This window comes from Nocardioides sp., assembly GCF_030150155.1.
Taxonomy (GTDB): Bacteria; Actinomycetota; Actinomycetes; order Propionibacteriales; family Nocardioidaceae; genus Nocardioides.
Genome location: NZ_JASLGR010000040.1, coordinates 93,659 through 113,137 on the forward strand (window position 1 = coordinate 93,659; position 19,479 = coordinate 113,137).

Genomic DNA, 19,479 nt, shown 5'->3' on the forward strand with positions numbered 1-19,479 from the left:
ACGTAGGGTGAGCCCATGCCCGCCGCAGCGATCGACCAGGACACCCAGGCGGTCATCGATGCACTGAACGCCGCCCAGCAGACCAGCGGTCTCGACCAGGCGTCGTTCGCTCGGGCGCTGGGCACCTCACCGTCGCGCTACTCCACGTACCGGACCGGGACGACGGCACCGTCGGCCGCGTTCCTGATGCGGGCCGTCCGGATCGGCGCCGCACTGGCCGAGGCGAGACGAGCAGGAGTGCCGTCCTCGCTCGGGGCGGCCGACTCCATCCGAGCCGCACTGCGGCCGACCGACCCGCCCGACGATGACGGCGAGGCCGACCTGTGGGCCTTCACCCTCGTCCTGGAAGCGCGGGACCGGGTGGTCGACACCATCACCCACCACCCGGGACTGGTCGGCTGCTGGGACGCTGTCGCGTCAACCGGCGACGCCCGCTGGGACGCACTGCTCGCGGCCGTCGTCGGTCAGGCCTTCACCGCCGCCGGCCTGCCCGCCCCGAGGTGGACCACCGTCGAGCGGCGCCTCGACATCGCCTGGATGCCGGTCGACTCGCTCCGCTTCAGCCCCGAGCAGGTTAGGGACCACACCCCCACCTGGCTGGCCGACCGCAACATCTTCGTCGCCGACACCGACCTGACCACCCTCTGACTCCGCCCAGTAGCTCGCGAGGGATCGGGGCTCAGCGCTCAGCGGCCGCCTTCACCCGCTCCAGGGTCTGGCTCATCCCCTCCAGCAGCTCCGGGATGAAGGCCTCCTGGCCGCCCAGGAAGTGCTTGACCAGGAAGTTCGACAGGCCGCTGATCCCCTGCGGTGCCTCGCGCCGATGGGTGACCTCGGTGCCGCCGCTGGAGGTCGGCTCGAGCTGGAAGGACCAGATCGAGCGGTTCTCGACCACCTGGAAGGCGAAGTCGCGGTGCGGGGCGAAGCGGACCACCTTGGCGTTGGTGGGCCACCGCTTCCAGCCCTGCTGGTTGAGGTTGAGGAACCGCGAGCCGAGCTTCACCGGGCCGCCCAAGACGACGGAGCGGACCACCTGGGGGCTCCACTCCCGCATCCGGGTGACGTCGCTGACCAGCGCCCAGACCTGCGCGGGCTCGGCGTCGATGGTGATGGTGGCCTTCAGTTCGTCGCCGACGACGGCAGCGGCTGCTTCGCTCATGGCCCGAAGCCTAGGCAACAAACCGCCCCGGTGTCAGCAGTTAACTGCGACGCGTGTCCCACCAATCGCGCAGACGCTGCTCCGCGACCTCGGGTTCGAGCGGGCCCTCGTCGAGCCGCAGCTCCATCAGGAAGCGGTAGGCCTCGCCGACCTCGCGGCCCGGCTTGAGGTCGAGCAGCTCCATGATCTGGTTGCCGTCCAGGGCCGGGCGGAGCGAGGCGAGTTGCTCCTCCTCGGCCAGCACGGTGATCCGCTCCTCGAGCTCGTCGTACGTGCGCGAGAGCCGGTCCGCCTTGCGCTTGTTGCGGGTGGTGCAGTCGGCGCGGGTGAGGACGTGGAGCCGGTCGAGCTGGTCGCCGGCGTCACGCACGTAGCGCCGCACCGCGGAGTCGGTCCACTCCCCCGTGCCGTAGCCGTGGAACCGCAGGTGCTGCTCGACCAGCTGCGTGACAGCGTCGATGTCGGCGTTGGAGAACTTCAGCGCCTGCATCCGCTTCTTGGTGATCTTGGCGCCCACCACGTCGTGGTGGTGGAAGGTCACGGTGCCGTCGGAGACGAAGCGACGGGTCTTCGGCTTGCCCACGTCGTGCATCAGCGCAGCGAACCGGCTGATGAAGTCAGGGCCGTCCAGACCGAGCCGCGGCTCCAGGTCGATGGACTGCTCCAGCACCGTCAGGGTGTGCTCGTAGACGTCCTTGTGCCGGTGGTGCTCGTCGCGCTCCAGACGCAGCGCGGGCAGCTCGGGCAGCACCCGATCGGCCAGACCGGTCTCCACCAGCAGGGCCAGGCCACGCCGGGGCTGGGCCGCGCAGATCAGCTTCACCAGCTCATCACGCACCCGCTCGGCGGAGATGATCTCGATCCGGTCGGCCATCTCCCGCATCGCGGTGGAGACCTCGGGCGCCACCTCGAAGCCGAGCTGCGCGGCGAAGCGCGCGGCCCGCATCATCCGCAGCGGGTCGTCGGAGAAGGACTGCTCGGGCGTCCCGGGAGTGCGCAGCACGCCGGTGGCCAGGTCCAGCACACCGCCGTACAGGTCGACGACCTCGCGTCCGGGCAGGCGCACCGCCATCGCGTTGACCGTGAAGTCGCGGCGGCCGAGGTCACCGGCCAGGGTGTCGCCGAAGTTCACCTCGGGCTTGCGCGAGGTGGGGTCGTAGGCCTCCGAGCGGTACGTCGTCACCTCGACCTGCCACTCGCCCTTGCGGCATCCGATCGTGCCGAAGTCGCGCCCCATGTCCCAGGTCGCCCCGGCCCAGCGCTTGAGCAGCCGCTCGGTGTCGTCGGGACGCGCGGACGTAGTGAAGTCGAGGTCGTTGCTGGCCCGGCCGAGCATCGCGTCGCGGACCGGACCTCCGACCAGGGCGAGCTCGAAGCCCGCCGCACTGAAGACCTCGCCCAGCTCGTCGATGACGGGGGCGATCCGGTCGAGCTCAGCCGTCACCTGACGCTGAACATCGGCGACGGTGAGGGTGTTCTGGGAGCTCTCGGACACGACGGGTCAGTCTAAGGGCGATCCGGCCGATTCCCCGCGTCGCGAGCGGCAGCGCGGTCCTGAGCAGCGGCCCCGCTAGTCTGAACCGTATGCCCCGAGCCCGTCAGCATGCTGCCTTCGTGCTGCTCGGAATCCTCGGGTTCCTCGCTCCGACGCTCCTCCAGAGCGCCGTTCCGGCGCTGGCGACCCCCGCCTCAGCGGTCGTGGTCCGAGCCGAGAGCGACACCACCGCGACGCCGCTGACGGTGGAGATCGCCTCGCTGTCGCCGACCGCGATCCCGGCCTCCGGACCGGTGGTGGTGACCGGCACCGTGACGAACAGCGACACCACGGCCTGGCAGGACGTGGCGCTCTACCCGTTCATCGGGTTCCACCCGATCACCACCGAGGCCGAGCTCACCGACGCGGTGGCGACGCCCGAGACCGCGGAGGTCGGCCAGCGGATCACCCTGGAGGGCGACTACACCAAGATCGGCCAGCTCGAGCCCGGCCAGACGGTCTCCTTCTCGCTGCGCGTCCCCCGCCGCCACCTCACCCAGCTCGGTGTCACGGCCTCCGGCGTCTACTGGTTCGGCGTGCACGCCCTCGGCTCGGGCCCGCACGGCTTCGACAACGTCGCCGACGGCCGGGCCCGCACCTTCCTGCCGCTGCTGGACAAGAACGCGAACAGCGTCACCGCGACGGTGATCGTGCCGATCCGAGGGGCGGTGGCGTACACCGCCGACGGCGCCGTGGCCGACACCGACCGCTGGCTGACCCTGCTGCGTCCCGGCGGCCGCCTCGCCCGCCTCGCCGAGCTGGCCGCGGCCCCCGGCGGCCACGACGTCTCCTGGCTGGTCGACCCGGCTGTACTGGGCGCCGTCAAGCGTCTGGCCGACGGCAACCCGACCCGTCCCTTGGAGGTCGAGACCGACCCGTCCGGCGGCGCCAGCGGCTCCCCGTCGGCCACCCCCAGTGCCACCGCGAGCGCGGCCTCGGCACGGTCGGCCGACACCGTCGACCCCGCGACCGAGCTGACCGGCCTGGCGACCCACTGGTGGACCCAGATGCTGGCCGCCCTGCAGGGCTCCGACGTGCTGGCGCTGCCGTACGGCGACCTCGACCTGGCCGCTGCGGCCTCGCACAACCCGGCGATCTACACCTCCGCCCGCGACCTCAGCACGTCGACCCTGAAGGAGTGGGGGATCCCGTTCACCCCGGTCAACGCACCGGTGGCGGGCCAGCTCGACGAGTCCACCGCCTCGATGCTGGCCGAGCGTGACCCGGCCAGCACCGTCCTGGTCTCCGACGCGATCCTTCCCGACGACGCCACCACGACCCAGATCCGTACCGGCTCCCTGCACCTGGTCGCCTTCGACTCGGCCTCGAGCGCGGGCGGTCCGGCTCCGACCGAGGCGTTGGGCGGTACGGCGCTCCGGCAGCGGATCCTCGCCGAGGCAGCGCTGCGCAGCCTGACCTCCTCCTCCGACCCGCTGGTGGTCGAGCTGCCCAGCCGCTGGTCGGTGGCCGACGCCCGCGAGCTCGGTGCCGGGCTGCGCCAGCCCTGGCTGGGGCTGCACAGCCTGACCACGACGATGACCGGGGCACCGTCCACCGACGTCGCCGCCGACCACCTCCACCCCGACGCCGGCGCCAACGCGAAGGCGATCAGCGGTCGCACCTTCCGGGCCGCATCGGACCTGATCCGCTCCGGCCGTACGCTCCAGCGGGTCCTGACCGGGAACAAGCACGTCGCCACCGCGACCCTGGCCGAGGCGCTGACCACGCTCTCCTACCAGGAGCGCGGCACCACCTCGAACGCCGCGGTGGACGCCCGGTTCACCATCTCCGCGATGCTCGCCAAGATCGCGATCAAGGCCCCCCGCGCCGTCACGCTGTCGGGGTCCAGCGGCCGGTTCGCCGCCACCATCAGCAACGACCTGAACCTTCCGGTCACGGTCTCGCTCAAGCCGATGACCGACGCCGGGATCTCGATCGACACCCCCAAGGCCGTCGACGTCGCCCCCGGCACCTCGGCCACGATCCTGCTCCAGGCCAGCGGCGCCCGGGTCGGCGTCCACGACGTCGAGCTGGTCCTGATGGACAGCGCCGGCACCCGTCTGAGCGCGCCCGTCTCGGTGCCGGTCCGGGCCGCGCAGGTCTCGAAGATCATCTGGGTCTTCCTCGCCGTGGGCTGTGGCCTGCTCTTCGGCGCGATCGGCTCCCGACTCGTCCGCCGATTCCGCAAGGGAGCCCGCAGTGAATGATCGCCAGGACCCTGCCCAGCCCGGCAAGCATCAGCGCGAGGGCGACGACCTGACGGCCCTGCGCCCGATCCTGCACGCAGTCCAGGCGGCGCAGGCCGAGCGTGACGCGCAGGAGGCACGCGCCCGCCTGGCGGGCCGTCAGGCCGGCGACGACGCCACCGCCGAGCATCCGATCGCCTACCGGATCGAGCAGGCCTACGCCCTGGCCCTCAAGCACGCTGAGTCGCCCGAGGAACAGCGCGTCACCCAGCAGGCCGAGCAGGGCGCGGTGATGCGCAACAGCGCCGTGATGGCCGCCGGCACGATCTTCTCCCGCGCCAGCGGCTTCATCCGCGCGGCACTGCTCGCCGCGGCCCTGGGGAACACGCTGCACGCCGACGTCTTCAACGTCGCGAACACGATCCCCAACATGCTCTACATCCTGCTGGCCGGCGGCGTGATCAACGCGGTGCTGGTCCCGCAGCTGGTCCGCTCGATCAAGAAGGACGGCGACGGGGGCCAGGCCTACACCTCCCGGATCATCACCGCCGCGGGCACGTTCCTCGCCGTGGTGACGGTGCTCCTCATCGTCGCCGCACCGCTGGTGATGCGGCTCTTCGTCTCCTCCGACATCTCCGGCCCCGCCTTCGACTCCACCGTCGACTTCGCCCGGCTGTGCCTGCCGCAGGTCTTCTTCTACGGCATGTTTGTGCTGGTCGGACAGATCCTCAACGCCCACGGCCGGTTCGGCCCGATGATGTGGGCGCCGATCATCAACAACATCATCTCGATCGCGGTGCTGGTGCTGTACCTGGTGGTGTTCGGCACCGCCACCCCCGACGCCGCCGGCTACTCCGCCGGCCAGGAGTGGCTGCTCGGACTCGGCTCGACGGTCGGCATCGCCGCCCAGTTCGCGGTGCTGGTGCCCTACCTCCACGCCGCCGGAGTCACGCTGCGGCCGCGCTGGGACCTGCGCGGCGCCGGCCTCGGCCACACCCTGCGCCTGGGGGTCTGGACGGTCCTCTTCGTCCTGGCGAACCAGATCGCGTACTTCGTCGTGGTGCGGCTCTCCACGAACGGCTCGGCGGCCGGAGGCACCGGCTACACGGTCTACTCCACGGTCTTCCTGATCGTGATGGTGCCGCACGCCATCGTGACCGTCTCGCTGGCGACCGCGATCCTGCCCCGGCTCTCGGCCGCCGCCGGGGAGAACGACCAGCGCCGCCTGGCGCGCACCCTCGCACCGACCCTGCGCACCGCACTGGCGGTGATGGTCCCCTTCGCCGCGGTGCTGCTGGTGGTGGCCCGTCCGATGGCGATGGTGCTGCTCGGCTACGGCTCGGCGAAGGCCACCGTCGACAACTACGTGCCGACCCTGATGCTCTTCGGTGGCGGCGTGATCGCCTTCACCGTGCACTACCTGATCCTGCGCGGCTTCTACGCCCGCGAGGAGAACCGGATCGTCTTCTACATCCAGTGCGCGGTGGCTGCGACGAACATCGTGGTCGCTCTCGTTGCGGTGCACTTCGCCTCCGCCGAGCACACCGCCCCGGCCCTGGTGATCGCGTACACCGCGTCGTACGTCGTCGGCGCCTGCCTCTCCTACCGGGTGCTGAACCGACGCGTCGGCGGACTCCAGACACCCCTGCTGGTCAGGTTCGTGATCCGGCTGCTGGCCGCCGTCGTGGCAGCGCTGGCGGTGAGCTGGGTGCTGATCACGGTGGTGCCGTGGCTGCACAGCGATGCGGGCCTGATCGGGTCCCTGATCAAGGGCGGGATCGTCGGCGGCGTCTTCGGGCTGGTCTACATCTACGCGGCCCGCGCCTTGCGGATCTCGGAGGTCACGAGTGTGATCAGCATGTTGAGCCGCCGCGTGCGGCGCTAGATTAGAGGCCTCGGGCTGGGGGACGCCCGTCTGAGCAGTCAGGGGGGTGATATGCCGAACAGCCGAGCAGGTGATCTGCTGGCGGGTCGCTATCGTCTCGATGACCTGATGAGCGAGTCCGACCGGGGCCGCTTCTGGCGGGGCTACGACACCATCCTGGCCCGCACCGTCAGCGTTCACGCACTGCTCTCGGAGGACCCTCGCGCCGATGCGCTGCTGGCCGCGGCGCAGGACTCGGCCCGCCTCAACGAGAGCCGCTTCCTCCGCGTCCTCGACATCGACTCCCGCAACGGGATGACCTTCGTGGTCAACGAGTGGGGGTCGGGCACCTCGCTGGACCATCTGCTCGCCGCCCGCGGTCCACTGGCCGCACGCCCCGCCGCCTGGCTGGTCGGCGAGGTCGCCGCCGCCCTGACCGTCGGCCATGAGGCCGGGGTCGCCCACGGCCGGCTCAATCCCGAGAACGTCCTGATCGACCGGGCCGGGTCGGTGCGGATCATCGGCTTCGCCGTGGAGGCCGCCCTCTTCGGGCTGCCACCGAACCGGATCGACGTCGATCTCGTGGACCTGGCAGCGCTGCTGGAGGCGACCCTGACCGGCCGCTGGGCTGGTCTGTCGGAGTCGGCGGTGCCGCCCGTGCCGCACGAGCAGGGTGGCCTGCTCGACCGTGACCGCGACCACCTGCTCACCCCGCGCCAGCTCCAGCCCGGCGTGCCGAGCGTGCTCGACGAGCTCTGCCACGAGATCCTCAACCGGCCGCACGGTCGTCATGCCGGGCCGCGTACAGCGCGGGAGATCCACGACGTGCTGTCCGACTTCGTCGGCGATCCGGGCGACCTGCACGACGAGGCCCTACGGCTGAGCGTCGCCGGTCAGTCGCAGCCGAACGGCGCCCACCCCGCGATCCGGACCACCCCCGCGGCCTCGGCGAGCCCGCCGGCGCCGAAGGTCGACCCGGAGCGGACCGCCCCGCTGGCCCTCAGCGACCTGCCGACCCAGGAGGGCACGCCGATCTTCGGTGAGGACGGCAACGTGGAGTGGTTCAGCCCGCGGGCGGCCAAGCCGACTCCCCCGCCCCCGCCGGAGCCACCCCCCGCGCGGCCGCTCTTCGCCCCCTCCGACGAACCGCGACAGCCCCGTGCCGCCACGCCGTCGTCGTACGACACCGACTCCTCGCACGACTGGATCTTCTCCACCCCGTCCGGGGTCGAGGAGGACGCTCCGGAGTCGGGTCGTCTGCTCCGGATCGGCCTGGCCCTGGGCGTGATCATCCTGCTGATCACGGCCGCGGCGCTGGTCTACGCGGTGGCCCACCACCACCCCGCGACCCCCACGACGACCCCGTCGGCCTCGGCGACCACGTCGGCGGCGAAGGTGATCCCGTCGATCACCGCGACCGCCTTCGACCCCGAGGGCACCCCGCCGACGGAGAACAACGACCTCGCGCCGCGGGCCGTCGACGGCGATCCGACCACGTCGTGGCGCAGCTCGACCTACTACCAGCAGTTCGGGCCGAAGGGGATCAAGACCGGGGTCGGGATGATCCTCGACCTGCACAAGGCCTACACGGTGACGTCCCTGGACCTGACCTTCGTCCAGCCCGGCACCGACGTCGAGGTCTTCGTCACCGACACCAAGCCCACCACGGTGACCGGCCTGGACCACGTGGCCGCACTGACCGCGGGCACCAGCAGCACGGTGACGCTGGTGACCCCGACCCAGGGTCGCTACGTCACGCTCTGGTTCACCCGGCTGCCCGAGGTCTCCGGCGGCTTCCGGGTCCAGCTCGCCGAGGTCTCGGTCAAGGGCCGCGCGGTCGGGGAGTAGTCGGCGCGACGACGTACCGCCACTAGGCTCGAACAGTGGCAGCGCCCCTCCCCTGGTCACCGCCGACGACGACCTTCCTGCAGTACGCCGCCGACGCACCGCGTGCGCGTCCACTGACCTATCCGGGGTCGCCGCCGCCGACGTCCGTGGTGCAGCTGCTCGACGCCGAGCCGGTGATCCTCACGCCTGCCGCGGCGGGCACTGACGGCACCGGCGTCGGGTCGCTCCCCCTCGGGTCGTCCAAGCACGGCAGCACCGTCGACGGCCTGCTGGCCTCCCTCGGCGCTGCCGTCGTGGCCGACCGGGTGCCGGTGCTGGCGATCGGATCGAACGCCTGCGGTGCCCAGATGCGGCACAAGGCGCACGCGGAGTCCTTCGCGCTGGGGATCCCGCTGCTCCAGGCCACGATGGTCGGGGCGCGGATCACGCACTCGTCGTTCCTCTCCTCCCTCGGCTACGTCCCGGCGACCCTCGCCCCGGCGCCGGGGGAGGTCGGGACCGTGCACGTCCAGTTCCTCGACGCCGACCAGGTGGCGGCACTGGACCGGACCGAGATCGGGTATCAGCGACGGTGGCTGCCCGCGGAGACCGTCGGCGTGACCCTGGCCGGCGGGAAGAGGCTGGCGGGGACGTACGCGTACGTCTCCGACGGCGGCACCCTCGGAGACCCCGGAGACCCCGGAGACCCCGACGGCTCAGACGGATCAGACGGCTCCGATGCCACTCCCCTCGGTGACTCCTGGCCGCTGATGCCCCAGCCGGCACTGTTCGCCCGCCTCCGCGCTGCCTCCCCGACGCTGAGCGGTCTGCTCGCCGATGACGAGGAGTCCGTCACGCTCGCCCGCACGGACGCCGGCTGGCGACGTGCAGTGAATGCCGCCCTGGTCGAGGCCGCACTGGTCCTGCCCGAGGTGCCCTTCTGAGGTGACTGCTGGTGAAGGGCCCGGTGGGAATCCGTCCCAGGGTCTTTGACCAGCAGTGAGCCCCTCCATGAGTCACCTAGACTTGGAGGCATGACAAAGGGAACCGACGCTTCCGACCCGCGCAATGTGATCATCATCGGTTCCGGTCCTTCCGGGTACACCGCCGCGGTCTACGCCGCTCGTGCCTCGCTCGAGCCGCTGGTCTTCGAGGGCTCCGTCACCGCTGGTGGCGCCCTGATGAACACCACCGAGGTGGAGAACTTCCCGGGCTTCCCCGAGGGGATCATGGGCCCGGCGCTGATGGAGAACATGCGCGCCCAGGCCGAGAAGTTCGGCGCCGAGCTGATCACCGACGACGTGATCGAGGTCGACCTGACCGGCGAGGTCAAGAAGGTCGTCACCTACGGCGGCACCTTCTACGCCAAGGCCGTCATCCTGGCGATGGGCTCGGGCTACAAGAAGCTCGGCCTCTCCGACGAGGACCGGCTCTCGGGTCGGGGCGTCTCCTGGTGCGCGACCTGCGACGGCTTCTTCTTCCGCGAGCAGCACATCGCCGTCGTCGGCGGTGGCGACTCGGCCGTCGAGGAGGCCACCTTCCTCACCCGCTTCGGCTCGAAGGTCTCGCTGCTGGTCCGCCGCGACGAGCTGCGCGCCTCGAAGATCATGGCCGAGCGTGCCTTCGCCGACCCGAAGCTCGAGATCGTCTGGAACTCCGCGGTGGAGTCGATCAACGGCGAGGACTCCCTGGAGTCGCTGACCCTGGTCGACACCGTCACCGGTGAGAAGTCGGAGCTGCCCGCCACCGGCCTCTTCATCGCGATCGGTCACGACCCGCGCTCGGAGTTGGTCAAGGGCCAGGTCGACCTGGACGACGAGGGCTACGTCCTCACCGCCGAGGGTTCGACCGCGACCAACCTGACCGGTGTCTTCGCTGCCGGCGACCTGGTCGACCACACCTACCGCCAGGCGATCACCGCCGCCGGCTCCGGCTGCGCCGCGGCCCTGGACGCCGAGCGCTTCCTCGCGCTGCTCGAGCACCAGGCCACCGTCAACGCCTGATCTGTCCCGCCTCGATGGGCGTCCCGGCTTCGGCCGGGGCGCCCATCGTCGTAGTGGCCATCAGGGCGATCGCACCGATCAGGGCACTGACCGCGCAGATCGACCAGACCGCCAGGTAGCCCGAGAGCGGGGCGTGCCCGAAGTCGGGGTCGCCCAGCGATCCGGTCGCGGCCAGGCAGATCGCGAAGACCGCCGAGGCCACTGCCCCGCCGAGGGTCTTGGTGGCGTTGGTCATCCCGGTCGCGAAGCCGACCCGGTCGTGCGGTGAGACCGCTGCGGCCGCAGCAGGCAGGGCGGCGACCAGGGCGCCGGAGCCGGCCCCCGCGATCACCATCGTCACCACCGTGAGCACCCGGCTGTCGTGGAAGGGGAGCCAGCCGGCGTACCCGATGGCGACCAGCAGCGTCGCCGCGACCAGCGCCCAGCGCACCCCGATCCGGCGCGCGAGGGCCGGGTAGCTCAGGGCTCCGATCATCAGGCTGAGCACGTAGAGCCCGATCCGCAGCGACGTCTCCGACGCGGTCAGGCCGAACCCGTAGCCCGCCGTGTTCGGGTCGCTTCGTAGATATGTCGATAAAGGGATTTGTGCACCCAGAATGGAGATTCCGAACAGGAACGCGGTCACCTGCAGCGGCCACTGCGCCGGAGTCGCCATCAGTCGTACGTCGACCAACGGAGCGTGCCGGGCCGCCTCCACGCGACAGAACGGCACCACCATCGCCACCCCGGCGACGATCAGGAGCCACGGCAGCACGGCACCCGGACCCTGCAGACGCATCGCGATCAGACCGCCCATCACCAGCCCGACCATCGTGGTCAGGACCGCCAGGCCCGCCCAGTCGAACCGACCCTCGGCGGTGCCCGCGACCTCCTCGACGCCGAACCAGATCGCGGCCAGGCACAGCGTCACGACGACCGCCGGGATCGCCAGCACCGTCGTCATCGACAGGCTCTCGACCAACGCACCCGAGGCCAGCGCACCCACGATCACGGAGAACTCCAACACCGCGACCAGGACCGCCGCCGAGCGCCGGGTGAGCTGATCGCGTCGATCGCTGCCCGAGGTCCGACGATGGATGATGGCGACCTCCAACGGCAGCCAGACGACGTACGCGCCCTGCATCGCGGTGCCCACCAGGAACGTCGCGAAGTTCGGGGCGAAGGCCATCACCCAGGAGCCGGCGGCCGTCACCGCGGTAGCGAGCAGCAGCACCCGGCGGTGGCCGATCAGGTCGCCGAGCCGGGCCAGGGGTGGCACCAGCAGCGCCGAGACCACCAGCTGCGAGGCCTCGAACCAGTTGACGTCGGCGTCGGCGATCCGGAGGTGATGGGCCATGTCGGAGAAGATCGGCGTGTAGTAACCCTGCAGGATCCCGCTGGCGAACTCGACGCAGGCCAGGAAGCCGACGATCGCGACAAGGCCGCGTGCCGGGCTCACCGGGTCGCTCCGAGGCCGCGCTGCTCGGGCAGGGTCTGCAGGAACCGGCGGTACCAGCCCACTCCGGCGAGGTAGTCGTCCACGCCGATCCGCTCGTCGGCGCCGTGGATGCTGGCCCGCTGGGCGCGGGTCATCCGGAACGGCGCGAACCGGTAGACCCTGTCGCAGATCGGGGTGAAGAAGCGAGAGTCGGTCGCCGCCAGCATCACGTACGGCGCCGCGATCGCATCGGGGTAGACCGCCCTGATCGTGTTCTCCAGATGCCCGAAGGCGGGATCGTCCTGCCACGGCGAGACCGGACTGGGCTCGTTGGCGTCGACCACCTCGATCACGACGGCGTCGTCGTTGATCGCCTTGCGCAGCCGTTCCACGACCCCGGCGACGGTGTCGCCCACCATCACCCGCAGGTTGAGGCCGGCCTGGACGGTCGAGGGCAGCACGTTGATCGCCTTCGATCCCCGGAGCGTGGTGATCGCGACCGTGGTGCGCACCATCGCGGCCGCCTCCGGCCCGGCCTTGGACAGCACCACTGCCGCCACCGGCCCCATCCGCCCCACCTGGGCCGCCACCTGACGCAGACCGATCGGCAGCGACGGCGCCAGCCGCCGGAACAGGTCGACGGTCACCGGAGAGACGTGCCCGGGCATCGTCGCACCATCCACCGCGAGCAGAGCCTTGGCCAGGCGGGCCGCCGGACCTCCCTTCGCCGGGGTGGAGGCGTGGCCGCCCGGATCGGTCACGGTGAGCCGGACGGCGGTGGTGCCCTTCTCCGTCACCCCGACCACCCCGATCGGGGCACCCAGGCCGGGGAACGCCTCGCTGGCGATCGCGCCGCCCTCATCGACGACCATCCACGGCCGCACCCCACGCCGCCGGAGCTCGGCGACCGCAGCACGCGCGGCCTCCCCCGTGGTCTCCTCGTCACATCCGAAGCTCAGCCAGACGTCGTACGTCGGCACGTGCCCGTCCCTCAGGAGCGTCTCCACCGCCTCGCAGAGCCCGGCGACACATCCCTTGTCGTCCAGGGTGCCGCGTCCCCAGAGCTCCCCGTCGATCACCTCGCCGGCGAACGGCGGGTGCGTCCACTCCTCGGGGACGACCGGGACGACGTCGAGGTGGGCCATCATCACCACCGGGTGGGAGGCCGAGTGCCCCGGCCAGTGGATCAGCAGGCCGTGATGACCGACCCGGGTGACGTCGAGCTCGTGCAGCCGGGGCCACTGCTCGGCCATCGTGGCCAGCAGCGCGTCGAAGTCCTCCGCGCCGGGGGCGGGCGAGGCCGGATCGGCGCCACCGTCCTCCTGGTCGGGGCGACTCGGGCGCGAGGCCAGCGAGACGGTGGGGATCCGGATCAATGCTGCGAGGCGGTCCAGCGGCGCATCGTTCTCCATTGACGCAGGCTAGTCGTCGGTGCGGGCGTGCCGGGGGAATCGTTTTCCCAGGAGTGCTGTTGAGTACTCACAGACGTTCCGTTCAAGGCCGCTCCACACGGGAGTGCGCCTTCAATCTGAAGGGTGGCCATCTGATGGCTGGAAACATTGCCGCTGTGACCGACGCTGAGTTCGACGCGTCGGTCCTCAAGTCCGACAAGCCTGTTCTGGTCGACTTCTGGGCCGAGTGGTGCGGTCCGTGCAAGCAGGTCGCGCCGATCCTCGACGAGATCGCCGGCGAGCACGGCGACAAGGTCACGTTCCTCAAGATGAACGTGGACGAGAACCCGGTCACCCCGAGCAACTACCGCGTCACGGGCATCCCGACCATCAACGTCTACTCCGGTGGCGAGGTCGTGAAGTCGATCGTCGGCGCGCGCCCGAAGGCCGCGATCCTCAACGAGCTCTCGGAGTTCATCAACGCCTGACGTTGACTCCTACCGATGCCCCGGCGCCTGACGGTGCTGGGGCATCGGCACTTTCCGGGGCCGTACGACGTCCATCAGCCGCTCCACGGCACCCTCGACGTCACGCCAGGTCAGGATGGACTGCAGATCCATCCGCATCCGGGGAGCCGTCGGGTGCGGGCGGTGGGTCTTGAACCCCACCCGGGCGAGGAACTGCTCCGGCGCGGCACACCGGCTCCCGTGCACACCGCTCAGCGGGCCCCGGTCGGCGAAGGTCTCGATCGCCCTGATGCCGCCACGACCGAGCAGGTCACGCGCCATCGACTGCACCAGCACCCGGCCCAGACCACCCCGGCGTGCCTCGGGGCGGATCCAGATCGCCGTCATCTGGACCGCGTCGGTGGAGATCGGCGCGGTCGGGAAGCCTGCCGAGCCCGGCACGTAGGCGGCCGGGGCGTAGAGCACGTGCCCGACCGGGACGTCGTCGACGAGCAGCACCCGGCCGCACGAGCCCCACTCCCGCAGGACGCCGGAGATCCACGCCTCCTTCTCCCCCGCGACCGCCTCCGGCGGCACCTGGGCACGACGAACTGCGTCGAACTCCCAGAAGAGACAGTCGCGGCACGGTGCCGCGAGCTCGTCCAGAAGGTCCAACGTGAGCGGCACAACTCTGCGTCCCATCGATACCGCCTTCACGCAACGGGGCTTCATGGATCAGACTAGGGGAATCATGTCTATGGAGCCCGTGCGCAATCGTCCCGTTCTCGACCCCTATGTCGATCGGTATGCAGCACGCACGTCGGGCATGACCGCCTCCGAGGTCAGGGCCCTCTTCGCCGTGGCTTCGCGTCCCGAGGTGGTCTCCCTGGCGGGCGGAATGCCTAACATCAGTGGCCTGCCACTGGACGTCGTGGGGCGAGCTATCAACGACGTGGTGCTCCGCCACGGTCCTGAGGCGATGCAGTACGGCTCCGGCCAGGGTCGGCCCGAGCTGCGCGAGCAGATCACCGAGGTGATGCGGCTCGAGGGCATCGAGGCGCACGCCGACGACATCGTCGTCACGGTGGGCTCCCAGCAGGCCGTCGACCTGGTGACGCGGATCTTCTGCGACCCGGGCGACGTGGTGCTGTGCGAGGCTCCGTCGTACGTCGGCGCGCTCGGCGTCTTCAAGTCCTACCAGTGCGAGGTCGTGCACGCCGAGATGGACGCGGACGGGCTCATCCCGGCCGCCCTGGAGAACGCGATCAAGGCGACCAAGGCCGCCGGCAAGACGATCAAGTTCCTCTACACGATCCCCAACTTCCACAACCCGGCCGGCGTGACGCTGAGCGTCGAGCGCCGCCGCGAGATCGTGGACATCTGTCTGCGCGAGGGGATCCTGATCCTCGAGGACAACCCCTACGGCCTGCTGGGCTTCGACCGCGAGCCGATGCCGGCGATGTGGTCGCTGGCGCCGGAGAACATCATCTACCTGGGCTCCTTCTCCAAGACCTTCGCTCCCGGCTTCCGGGTCGGCTGGGCGCTGGCGCCGAGCTCGGTGCGCGAGAAGCTCGTCCTGGCGCAGGAGTCGGCGACGCTGTGCCCGCCCTCGTTCTCGCAGATGGCGATCTCGGCCTACCTGCGCGAGCACGACTGGCAGGGCCAGATCAAGGAGTTCCGCGAGATGTACCGCGGCCGTCGCGACGCGATGGTCAGCGCCCTGTCGGACCTGATGCCGGCCACGGCCCGCTGGAACGTCCCCGACGGTGGCTTCTACGTCTGGCTCCAGGTCCCGCCGGGGATCAACACCAAGGCGATGCTCCCCCGCGCCGTCACCTCCCGGGTGGCCTACGTGCCCGGCACCGCCTTCTTCGCCGACGGCTACGGCACGTCCGCGATGCGGCTCTCGTTCTGCTACCCGACGCCCGATCGCATTCGTGAGGGCGTACGCCGTCTCGCCGGCGTGATCGAGTCGGAGATGGAGCTCCAGTCGACCTTCGGCCTCGACGACACCACGGAGATCCGGCTGGGCTCGGGGCCTGACAACCCGACCTCGAACACGATCTGAGGCTCAGAACGCCCTGACCTGGGCTTTTAAACCAAAGAAGTCGACAAACCGATTCGTCGGTTTGTCGACTTCTTCGTTTCTAGGGTCTGTCAGAGGCTGCCAGGATCAATGAGTCGCACGATCCGCTGCAGATCCGCCAGCGTGGCGTACTCGATGGTGATCTTTCCCTTGCCGCGGCCCTTCTCGACCTTGACCCGGGTCTCGAGGCGGTCGCCGAGGCGGTCAGCCACCTCCGCGAGACCGGCGTCCTTGGCCTGCGGGGCCCGCGCGCTGCGCCGAGGGGCGGCGTCGCCGCCGTCGCTGAGGGCGACGATCTCCTCGATCCCGCGCACGCTGATGCCTTCGGCGACCACGCGCTGGGCGAGGCGGTCCTGCTCCTCGGTGCCGTCGACGGCCAGTAGCGCCCGGGCGTGGCCGGCCGACAGCACGCCGGCCGCCACCCGCCGCTGCACGGCCGGCGTGAGCCGCAGCAGACGCAGCGTGTTGGAGATCTGCGGCCGCGAGCGACCGATCCGGGTCGCCAGCTCCTCATGGGTGCAGGCGAAGTCCTCCAGCAGCTGCTGGTAGGCAGCCGCCTCCTCCAGCGGGTTCAGCTGGCTGCGGTGCAGGTTCTCCAGCAGCGCGTCCCGGAGCATGTCGGTGTCGTCGGTCTCGCGGACGATCGCGGGGATCGTGTCGAGCCCAGCCTCCTGGGTAGCGCGCCACCGGCGCTCTCCCATGACCAGCTCATAGCGTCCGTCGCCCCGCGGACGGACCACGACGGGCTGCAGCAGGCCCACTTCCTTGATCGAGGCGACCAGCTCGGCCATCTCGTCGGTGTCAAAGACGGTCCGCGGGTTGACCGCATTGGGGACGATCTCGTCGACCGGAAGCTCGGCGAAGAAGGCACCCGCGACCGGGTTTAAGTCGACATTTTCAGACTGAGGGGCGTTCACCGGGGCAACGGGGGCGAGGTCAGCCGGTGCGCTGGGAATCCCACCAGTGGAATTGTCCGAATCCTGGACATCTTCCTTGACCGGCGGCGCGGTCGGGATCAGCGAGCCGAGACCACGGCCCAGACCCCGTCGATTCGGTCCTGCCATCAGAGCGACGCCCCCTTCTGAGCGATCTCACGAGCGGCTTCCAGGTAGCTCAGAGCGCCCGGCGAGCCCGGGTCGTAGGTCATCACCGTCTGGCCGTACGACGGCGCCTCAGAGACGCGCACGGAGCGCGGGATGTTGGTCTGCAGCACCTGGTCACCGAAGTGCGAGCGGACCTCTTCGGCCACGCCTGCGGCGAGCCGGGTGCGGGCGTCGTACATCGTGATCAGGATGGTCGAGACGGCCAGCGTCGGGTTGAGTGCGGCGCGCACCATGTCGACCGTCTTGAGCAGCTGGGAGAGGCCCTCGAGGGCGTAGTACTCCGCCTGGATCGGGATCATCACCTCAGCGCCCGCCACCATCGCGTTGATGGTGAGCAGACCGAGGGACGGCGGGCAGTCGATGAAGACGTAGTCCCAGCGCTCCTCCCCTGCCGTCTGGGCGTCTCCCACGCGCGGGTGGTTGGTCAGTGCGCGCTTGAGCCGCTGCTCCCGCGCGACGACGCTGACGAGCTCGATCTCGGCACCGGCGAGGTCGATCGTCGCCGGTACGACGTCCAGGCCCGGCACCTCCTCCGAGGCGACCACGACGTCGGCCAGCGGGGTCTCCTCGACCAGGAGCTCGTACGTGCCCGGCGTGCCCTGGTAGTGGTCCACGCTCAGCGCCGTGGAGGCGTTCCCCTGCGGGTCGAGGTCGATCACCAGGACGCGCTGTCCGAGCTGGGTGAGCGCCGCGGCGATGTTCACGGTCGACGTGGTCTTCCCGACGCCGCCCTTCTGGTTCGCCACCACGAAGACGCGCGTCGCCACGGGGCGCGGCATCGCCGGTCGCTGCGAGGCGTCCATCCGTGCCAGCACGGAGTGCTCGGCGGCCTTCGCCAGCGGCGTCTCGTTCTCCGACAGCGTGGTGTCGAACTGAGCGAAGTCCGACGCCGTACGCGGTGCCCAGGCGGTCTCTGTTTCACGTGAAACAGTGCCTTGCTGGCCCTGTGGAGGAACAGCGCCGTTCTGTGGAGAACTCACCGCTTCAAGCGTGGAACCGTCGGTGGATAACTTTTCCGCCGACGTGGACTCACCGCCCTGGGGCTGGAGCGGCTCAGCGGCCATCGGAGCCACCCCGCCGTCCGCCGGACCGCCGTGCATCTGATCGTCGCTCACGAGCAACCTCTCCCTGTTGCTTTGCCTTGCCAGACTTGGTGCTGCGCTTCGCGCCGGAGGCCTTGCCTCCCGCGGCCTTTCCGGCCGGTCGCGCGGTTGGCAACGATACGCGGGCAGGATCTGCCCAGGCCACCCGCAGGGCGACCGTGGTGGACTCGAGAATCCCCTCCCCCAGCGTGATCACCTCAGGCTCCGCGCAACCGAACCGGCGCAGCTCCACGGCCGCTTCGACGAGCTCGTCCTCGACAGACGAGCCCTTCATCGCGACCAGAGCGCCGGTCGGCGCCACCAGCGGCATCGACCACTCCAGGAGCCGCAGAAGCGGGGCCACCGCGCGCGAGGTCACCACATCGAACTGACGCTTCCCGTGCAGCAGGCCCGCGCGCCCACGGATCACCTCGACATTGGCGAGGGCGAGCCCGTCGACGGCCTCCTGGAGGAAGGTCGTACGCCGCAGGAGGGGCTCGACCAGCGTGACGTGCAGATCCGGCCTCACAATGGCCACCACAAGGCCTGGCAGCCCTGCGCCGGACCCGAGGTCCGCCACGGTACTGGAAGGCGGTAGAACGGCTTCCAGAGCCGCGCAGTTCAGCAGGTGGCGGTCCCAGAGGCGCGGAACCTCCCGCGGTCCGATCAGGCCACGGATCGTGCCCTGGGTCGCGAGGAACTCGGCGTACTGCTGGAGCACCGGCAGACGATCATCGGTCACCACCTTCCCGGCGGCCTCGGGTGCCGGCGGCAGGGAAAGGTCGGGGGACTCGGATGCATCGTCAACCATGCGCAACTCCTGTTTCACGTGAAACGGTGGACGCTCCACATCATCAGGACTCGCCAGGATTTCCAAACCGACGGACGTGTTTCACGTGAAACAGGCGGGGTGGTCAGCGAAGGTCTTCGTCCTCCGACGCCGGCCTTCAACGGGATCGGTGGGCGAGGGCAGAGCGATGGAGCGTAGCCGCCACGGCGGGAACGGGCGGTAGCCGGAGGCCAGGTACCGTCCGGGGAGCGTGCAGGGCCGTGTGCCGGGACTGCTGGCAGCCAGGGATCAGCTGGGCGCGAGGGTCTGACGGTCATGTCAGAGCCTGACGGGCGGACAGGCTCCCGGCGCTAGTGCGGGTTCCCGGGGGAAGGCGGCGCCTTGCGGGAAGGAAGGATCGTGGCGAGAGGGCAGGTTCGTCTCGGGAGCGCAGGCCCAACATGGGCGTCCTCGTACGGACACGCTGGAGGATCAGCACCGGACGCCACCGGCAGCCACTCCTGGCGTCAGTGAGACGGACTCTGGCCACCGCTGGGACGGCGGTGAGGCGACTGCGGGTCACTCGCTGGTGGATCGGTCAGCCGTGGATCG

The 19,479-nt window shown here is 70.3% G+C and carries 16 protein-coding genes; 8 read left to right on the forward strand and 8 right to left on the reverse strand.

Translation table 11 applies throughout. From position 1 onward, the window contains the following. Nucleotides 1–15 precede the first annotated feature (15 nt). Complete coding sequence (locus tag Q1V88_RS13045) at nt 16–648, forward strand: helix-turn-helix transcriptional regulator (RefSeq protein WP_300681645.1); 633 nt, start codon at nt 16–18, stop codon at nt 646–648. A gap of 31 nt (nt 649–679) precedes the next feature. Here the strand turns inward: Q1V88_RS13045 and Q1V88_RS13050 are convergent, their stop codons facing one another. Together Q1V88_RS13050 and Q1V88_RS13055 are read right to left on the reverse strand one after the other, a co-directional pair. Continuing rightward, nucleotides 680–1,159: an SRPBCC family protein gene (locus Q1V88_RS13050; RefSeq protein ID WP_300681647.1), complete on the reverse strand. Its 480-nt coding sequence runs from the start codon at nt 1,157–1,159 to the stop codon at nt 680–682. 40 nt (nt 1,160–1,199) lie between these two features. Continuing rightward, the gene (locus tag Q1V88_RS13055) at nt 1,200–2,654 is read right to left on the reverse strand and encodes a CCA tRNA nucleotidyltransferase (RefSeq protein WP_300681648.1); all 1,455 of its coding nucleotides are present in this window, start codon (nt 2,652–2,654) and stop codon (nt 1,200–1,202) included. A gap of 89 nt (nt 2,655–2,743) precedes the next feature. Between Q1V88_RS13055 and Q1V88_RS13060 the strand changes: the two genes are divergently transcribed. The 5 genes from Q1V88_RS13060 (at nt 2,744) to trxB (ending at nt 10,573) form a co-directional block, all read left to right on the forward strand. Then, entirely contained in the window at nt 2,744–4,900 is a 2,157-nt protein-coding gene (locus Q1V88_RS13060) for a DUF6049 family protein (protein WP_300681650.1), read from the forward strand. Then, entirely contained in the window at nt 4,893–6,764 is a 1,872-nt protein-coding gene (murJ, locus tag Q1V88_RS13065; RefSeq protein ID WP_300681651.1) for a murein biosynthesis integral membrane protein MurJ, read from the forward strand. Before Q1V88_RS13060 ends, murJ begins: the two co-directional genes overlap by 8 nt. A gap of 108 nt (nt 6,765–6,872) precedes the next feature. Further along, nucleotides 6,873–8,591 carry a protein kinase family protein gene (locus Q1V88_RS13070; RefSeq protein WP_300681652.1) on the forward strand — a complete coding sequence of 573 codons (1,719 nt, stop codon included), beginning with the start codon at nt 6,873–6,875 and terminating at the stop codon, nt 8,589–8,591. 35 nt (nt 8,592–8,626) lie between these two features. Beyond that, nucleotides 8,627–9,514: a hypothetical protein gene (locus Q1V88_RS13075; protein ID WP_300681654.1), complete on the forward strand. Its 888-nt coding sequence runs from the start codon at nt 8,627–8,629 to the stop codon at nt 9,512–9,514. Nucleotides 9,515–9,604: 90 nt separating this feature from the next. Beyond that, nucleotides 9,605–10,573 carry a thioredoxin-disulfide reductase gene (gene trxB / locus Q1V88_RS13080; RefSeq protein ID WP_300681655.1) on the forward strand — a complete coding sequence of 323 codons (969 nt, stop codon included), beginning with the start codon at nt 9,605–9,607 and terminating at the stop codon, nt 10,571–10,573. Here the strand turns inward: trxB and Q1V88_RS13085 are convergent. Both Q1V88_RS13085 and Q1V88_RS13090 read right to left on the reverse strand, forming a co-directional pair. Then, nucleotides 10,563–12,011 carry an MFS transporter gene (locus Q1V88_RS13085; RefSeq protein WP_300681656.1) on the reverse strand — a complete coding sequence of 483 codons (1,449 nt, stop codon included), beginning with the start codon at nt 12,009–12,011 and terminating at the stop codon, nt 10,563–10,565. The two genes, trxB and Q1V88_RS13085, sit on opposite strands and share 11 nt — an antisense overlap. Next, nucleotides 12,008–13,402 carry a M20/M25/M40 family metallo-hydrolase gene (locus tag Q1V88_RS13090; protein ID WP_300681657.1) on the reverse strand — a complete coding sequence of 465 codons (1,395 nt, stop codon included), beginning with the start codon at nt 13,400–13,402 and terminating at the stop codon, nt 12,008–12,010. The genes Q1V88_RS13085 and Q1V88_RS13090 overlap by 4 nt, the downstream gene beginning before the upstream one ends. A 134-nt stretch (nt 13,403–13,536) precedes the next feature. Here Q1V88_RS13090 and trxA point away from each other — a divergent pair, with 134 nt between their 5' ends. Continuing rightward, nucleotides 13,537–13,869, forward strand: a complete 333-nt coding sequence (gene trxA / locus Q1V88_RS13095; protein WP_300681659.1) for a thioredoxin — start codon at nt 13,537–13,539, stop codon at nt 13,867–13,869. 9 nt (nt 13,870–13,878) lie between these two features. Here the strand turns inward: trxA and Q1V88_RS13100 are convergent, their stop codons facing one another. Continuing rightward, nucleotides 13,879–14,529 (reverse strand): GNAT family N-acetyltransferase, encoded by a 651-nt coding sequence (locus Q1V88_RS13100; RefSeq protein ID WP_300681660.1) that lies wholly within the window; start codon nt 14,527–14,529, stop codon nt 13,879–13,881. A gap of 49 nt (nt 14,530–14,578) precedes the next feature. On the opposite strand from Q1V88_RS13100, the gene Q1V88_RS13105 reads away from it, so the two are divergent. Continuing rightward, nucleotides 14,579–15,895 carry a PLP-dependent aminotransferase family protein gene (locus tag Q1V88_RS13105; RefSeq protein ID WP_300681662.1) on the forward strand — a complete coding sequence of 439 codons (1,317 nt, stop codon included), beginning with the start codon at nt 14,579–14,581 and terminating at the stop codon, nt 15,893–15,895. Nucleotides 15,896–15,984: 89 nt separating this feature from the next. Here Q1V88_RS13105 and Q1V88_RS13110 read toward each other — a convergent pair whose 3' ends face one another. The 3 genes from Q1V88_RS13110 to rsmG all read right to left on the reverse strand — a co-directional run bounded on the left by Q1V88_RS13110 (nt 15,985) and on the right by rsmG (nt 18,909). Continuing rightward, on the reverse strand, nt 15,985–16,977 hold the full coding sequence (locus tag Q1V88_RS13110) for a ParB/RepB/Spo0J family partition protein (RefSeq protein ID WP_300681664.1): 993 nt from the start codon (nt 16,975–16,977) through the stop codon (nt 15,985–15,987). After that, nucleotides 16,977–17,819 (reverse strand): ParA family protein, encoded by an 843-nt coding sequence (locus tag Q1V88_RS13115; RefSeq protein ID WP_300681706.1) that lies wholly within the window; start codon nt 17,817–17,819, stop codon nt 16,977–16,979. Before Q1V88_RS13115 ends, Q1V88_RS13110 begins: the two co-directional genes overlap by 1 nt. A 250-nt stretch (nt 17,820–18,069) precedes the next feature. Then, a complete protein-coding gene (gene rsmG / locus Q1V88_RS13120; RefSeq protein ID WP_300681665.1) occupies nt 18,070–18,909 on the reverse strand; it encodes a 16S rRNA (guanine(527)-N(7))-methyltransferase RsmG in 840 nt (279 codons plus the stop codon). Nucleotides 18,910–19,479 lie beyond the last annotated feature (570 nt).

Bases quoted from the DNA above. Each gene is read 5' to 3' on its own strand.
- Q1V88_RS13050 (WP_300681647.1), bottom strand. From the start codon at position 1,159: ATGAGCGAAGCAGCCGCTGCCGTCGTCGGCGACGAACTGAAGGCCACC.
- Q1V88_RS13090 (WP_300681657.1), bottom strand. From the start codon at position 13,402: ATGGAGAACGATGCGCCGCTGGACCGCCTCGCAGCATTGATCCGGATC.
- Q1V88_RS13070 (WP_300681652.1), top strand. From the start codon at position 6,873: ATGAGCGAGTCCGACCGGGGCCGCTTCTGGCGGGGCTACGACACCATC.
- trxB (WP_300681655.1), top strand. From the start codon at position 9,605: ATGACAAAGGGAACCGACGCTTCCGACCCGCGCAATGTGATCATCATC.
- Q1V88_RS13045 (WP_300681645.1), top strand. From the start codon at position 16: ATGCCCGCCGCAGCGATCGACCAGGACACCCAGGCGGTCATCGATGCA.
- Q1V88_RS13115 (WP_300681706.1), bottom strand. From the start codon at position 17,819: ATGGACGCCTCGCAGCGACCGGCGATGCCGCGCCCCGTGGCGACGCGC.
- Q1V88_RS13060 (WP_300681650.1), top strand. From the start codon at position 2,744: ATGCCCCGAGCCCGTCAGCATGCTGCCTTCGTGCTGCTCGGAATCCTC.
- Q1V88_RS13100 (WP_300681660.1), bottom strand. From the start codon at position 14,529: ATGGGACGCAGAGTTGTGCCGCTCACGTTGGACCTTCTGGACGAGCTC.
- trxA (WP_300681659.1), top strand. From the start codon at position 13,537: ATGGCTGGAAACATTGCCGCTGTGACCGACGCTGAGTTCGACGCGTCG.
- Q1V88_RS13110 (WP_300681664.1), bottom strand. From the start codon at position 16,977: ATGGCAGGACCGAATCGACGGGGTCTGGGCCGTGGTCTCGGCTCGCTG.
- rsmG (WP_300681665.1), bottom strand. From the start codon at position 18,909: ATGGTTGACGATGCATCCGAGTCCCCCGACCTTTCCCTGCCGCCGGCA.
- Q1V88_RS13105 (WP_300681662.1), top strand. From the start codon at position 14,579: ATGTCTATGGAGCCCGTGCGCAATCGTCCCGTTCTCGACCCCTATGTC.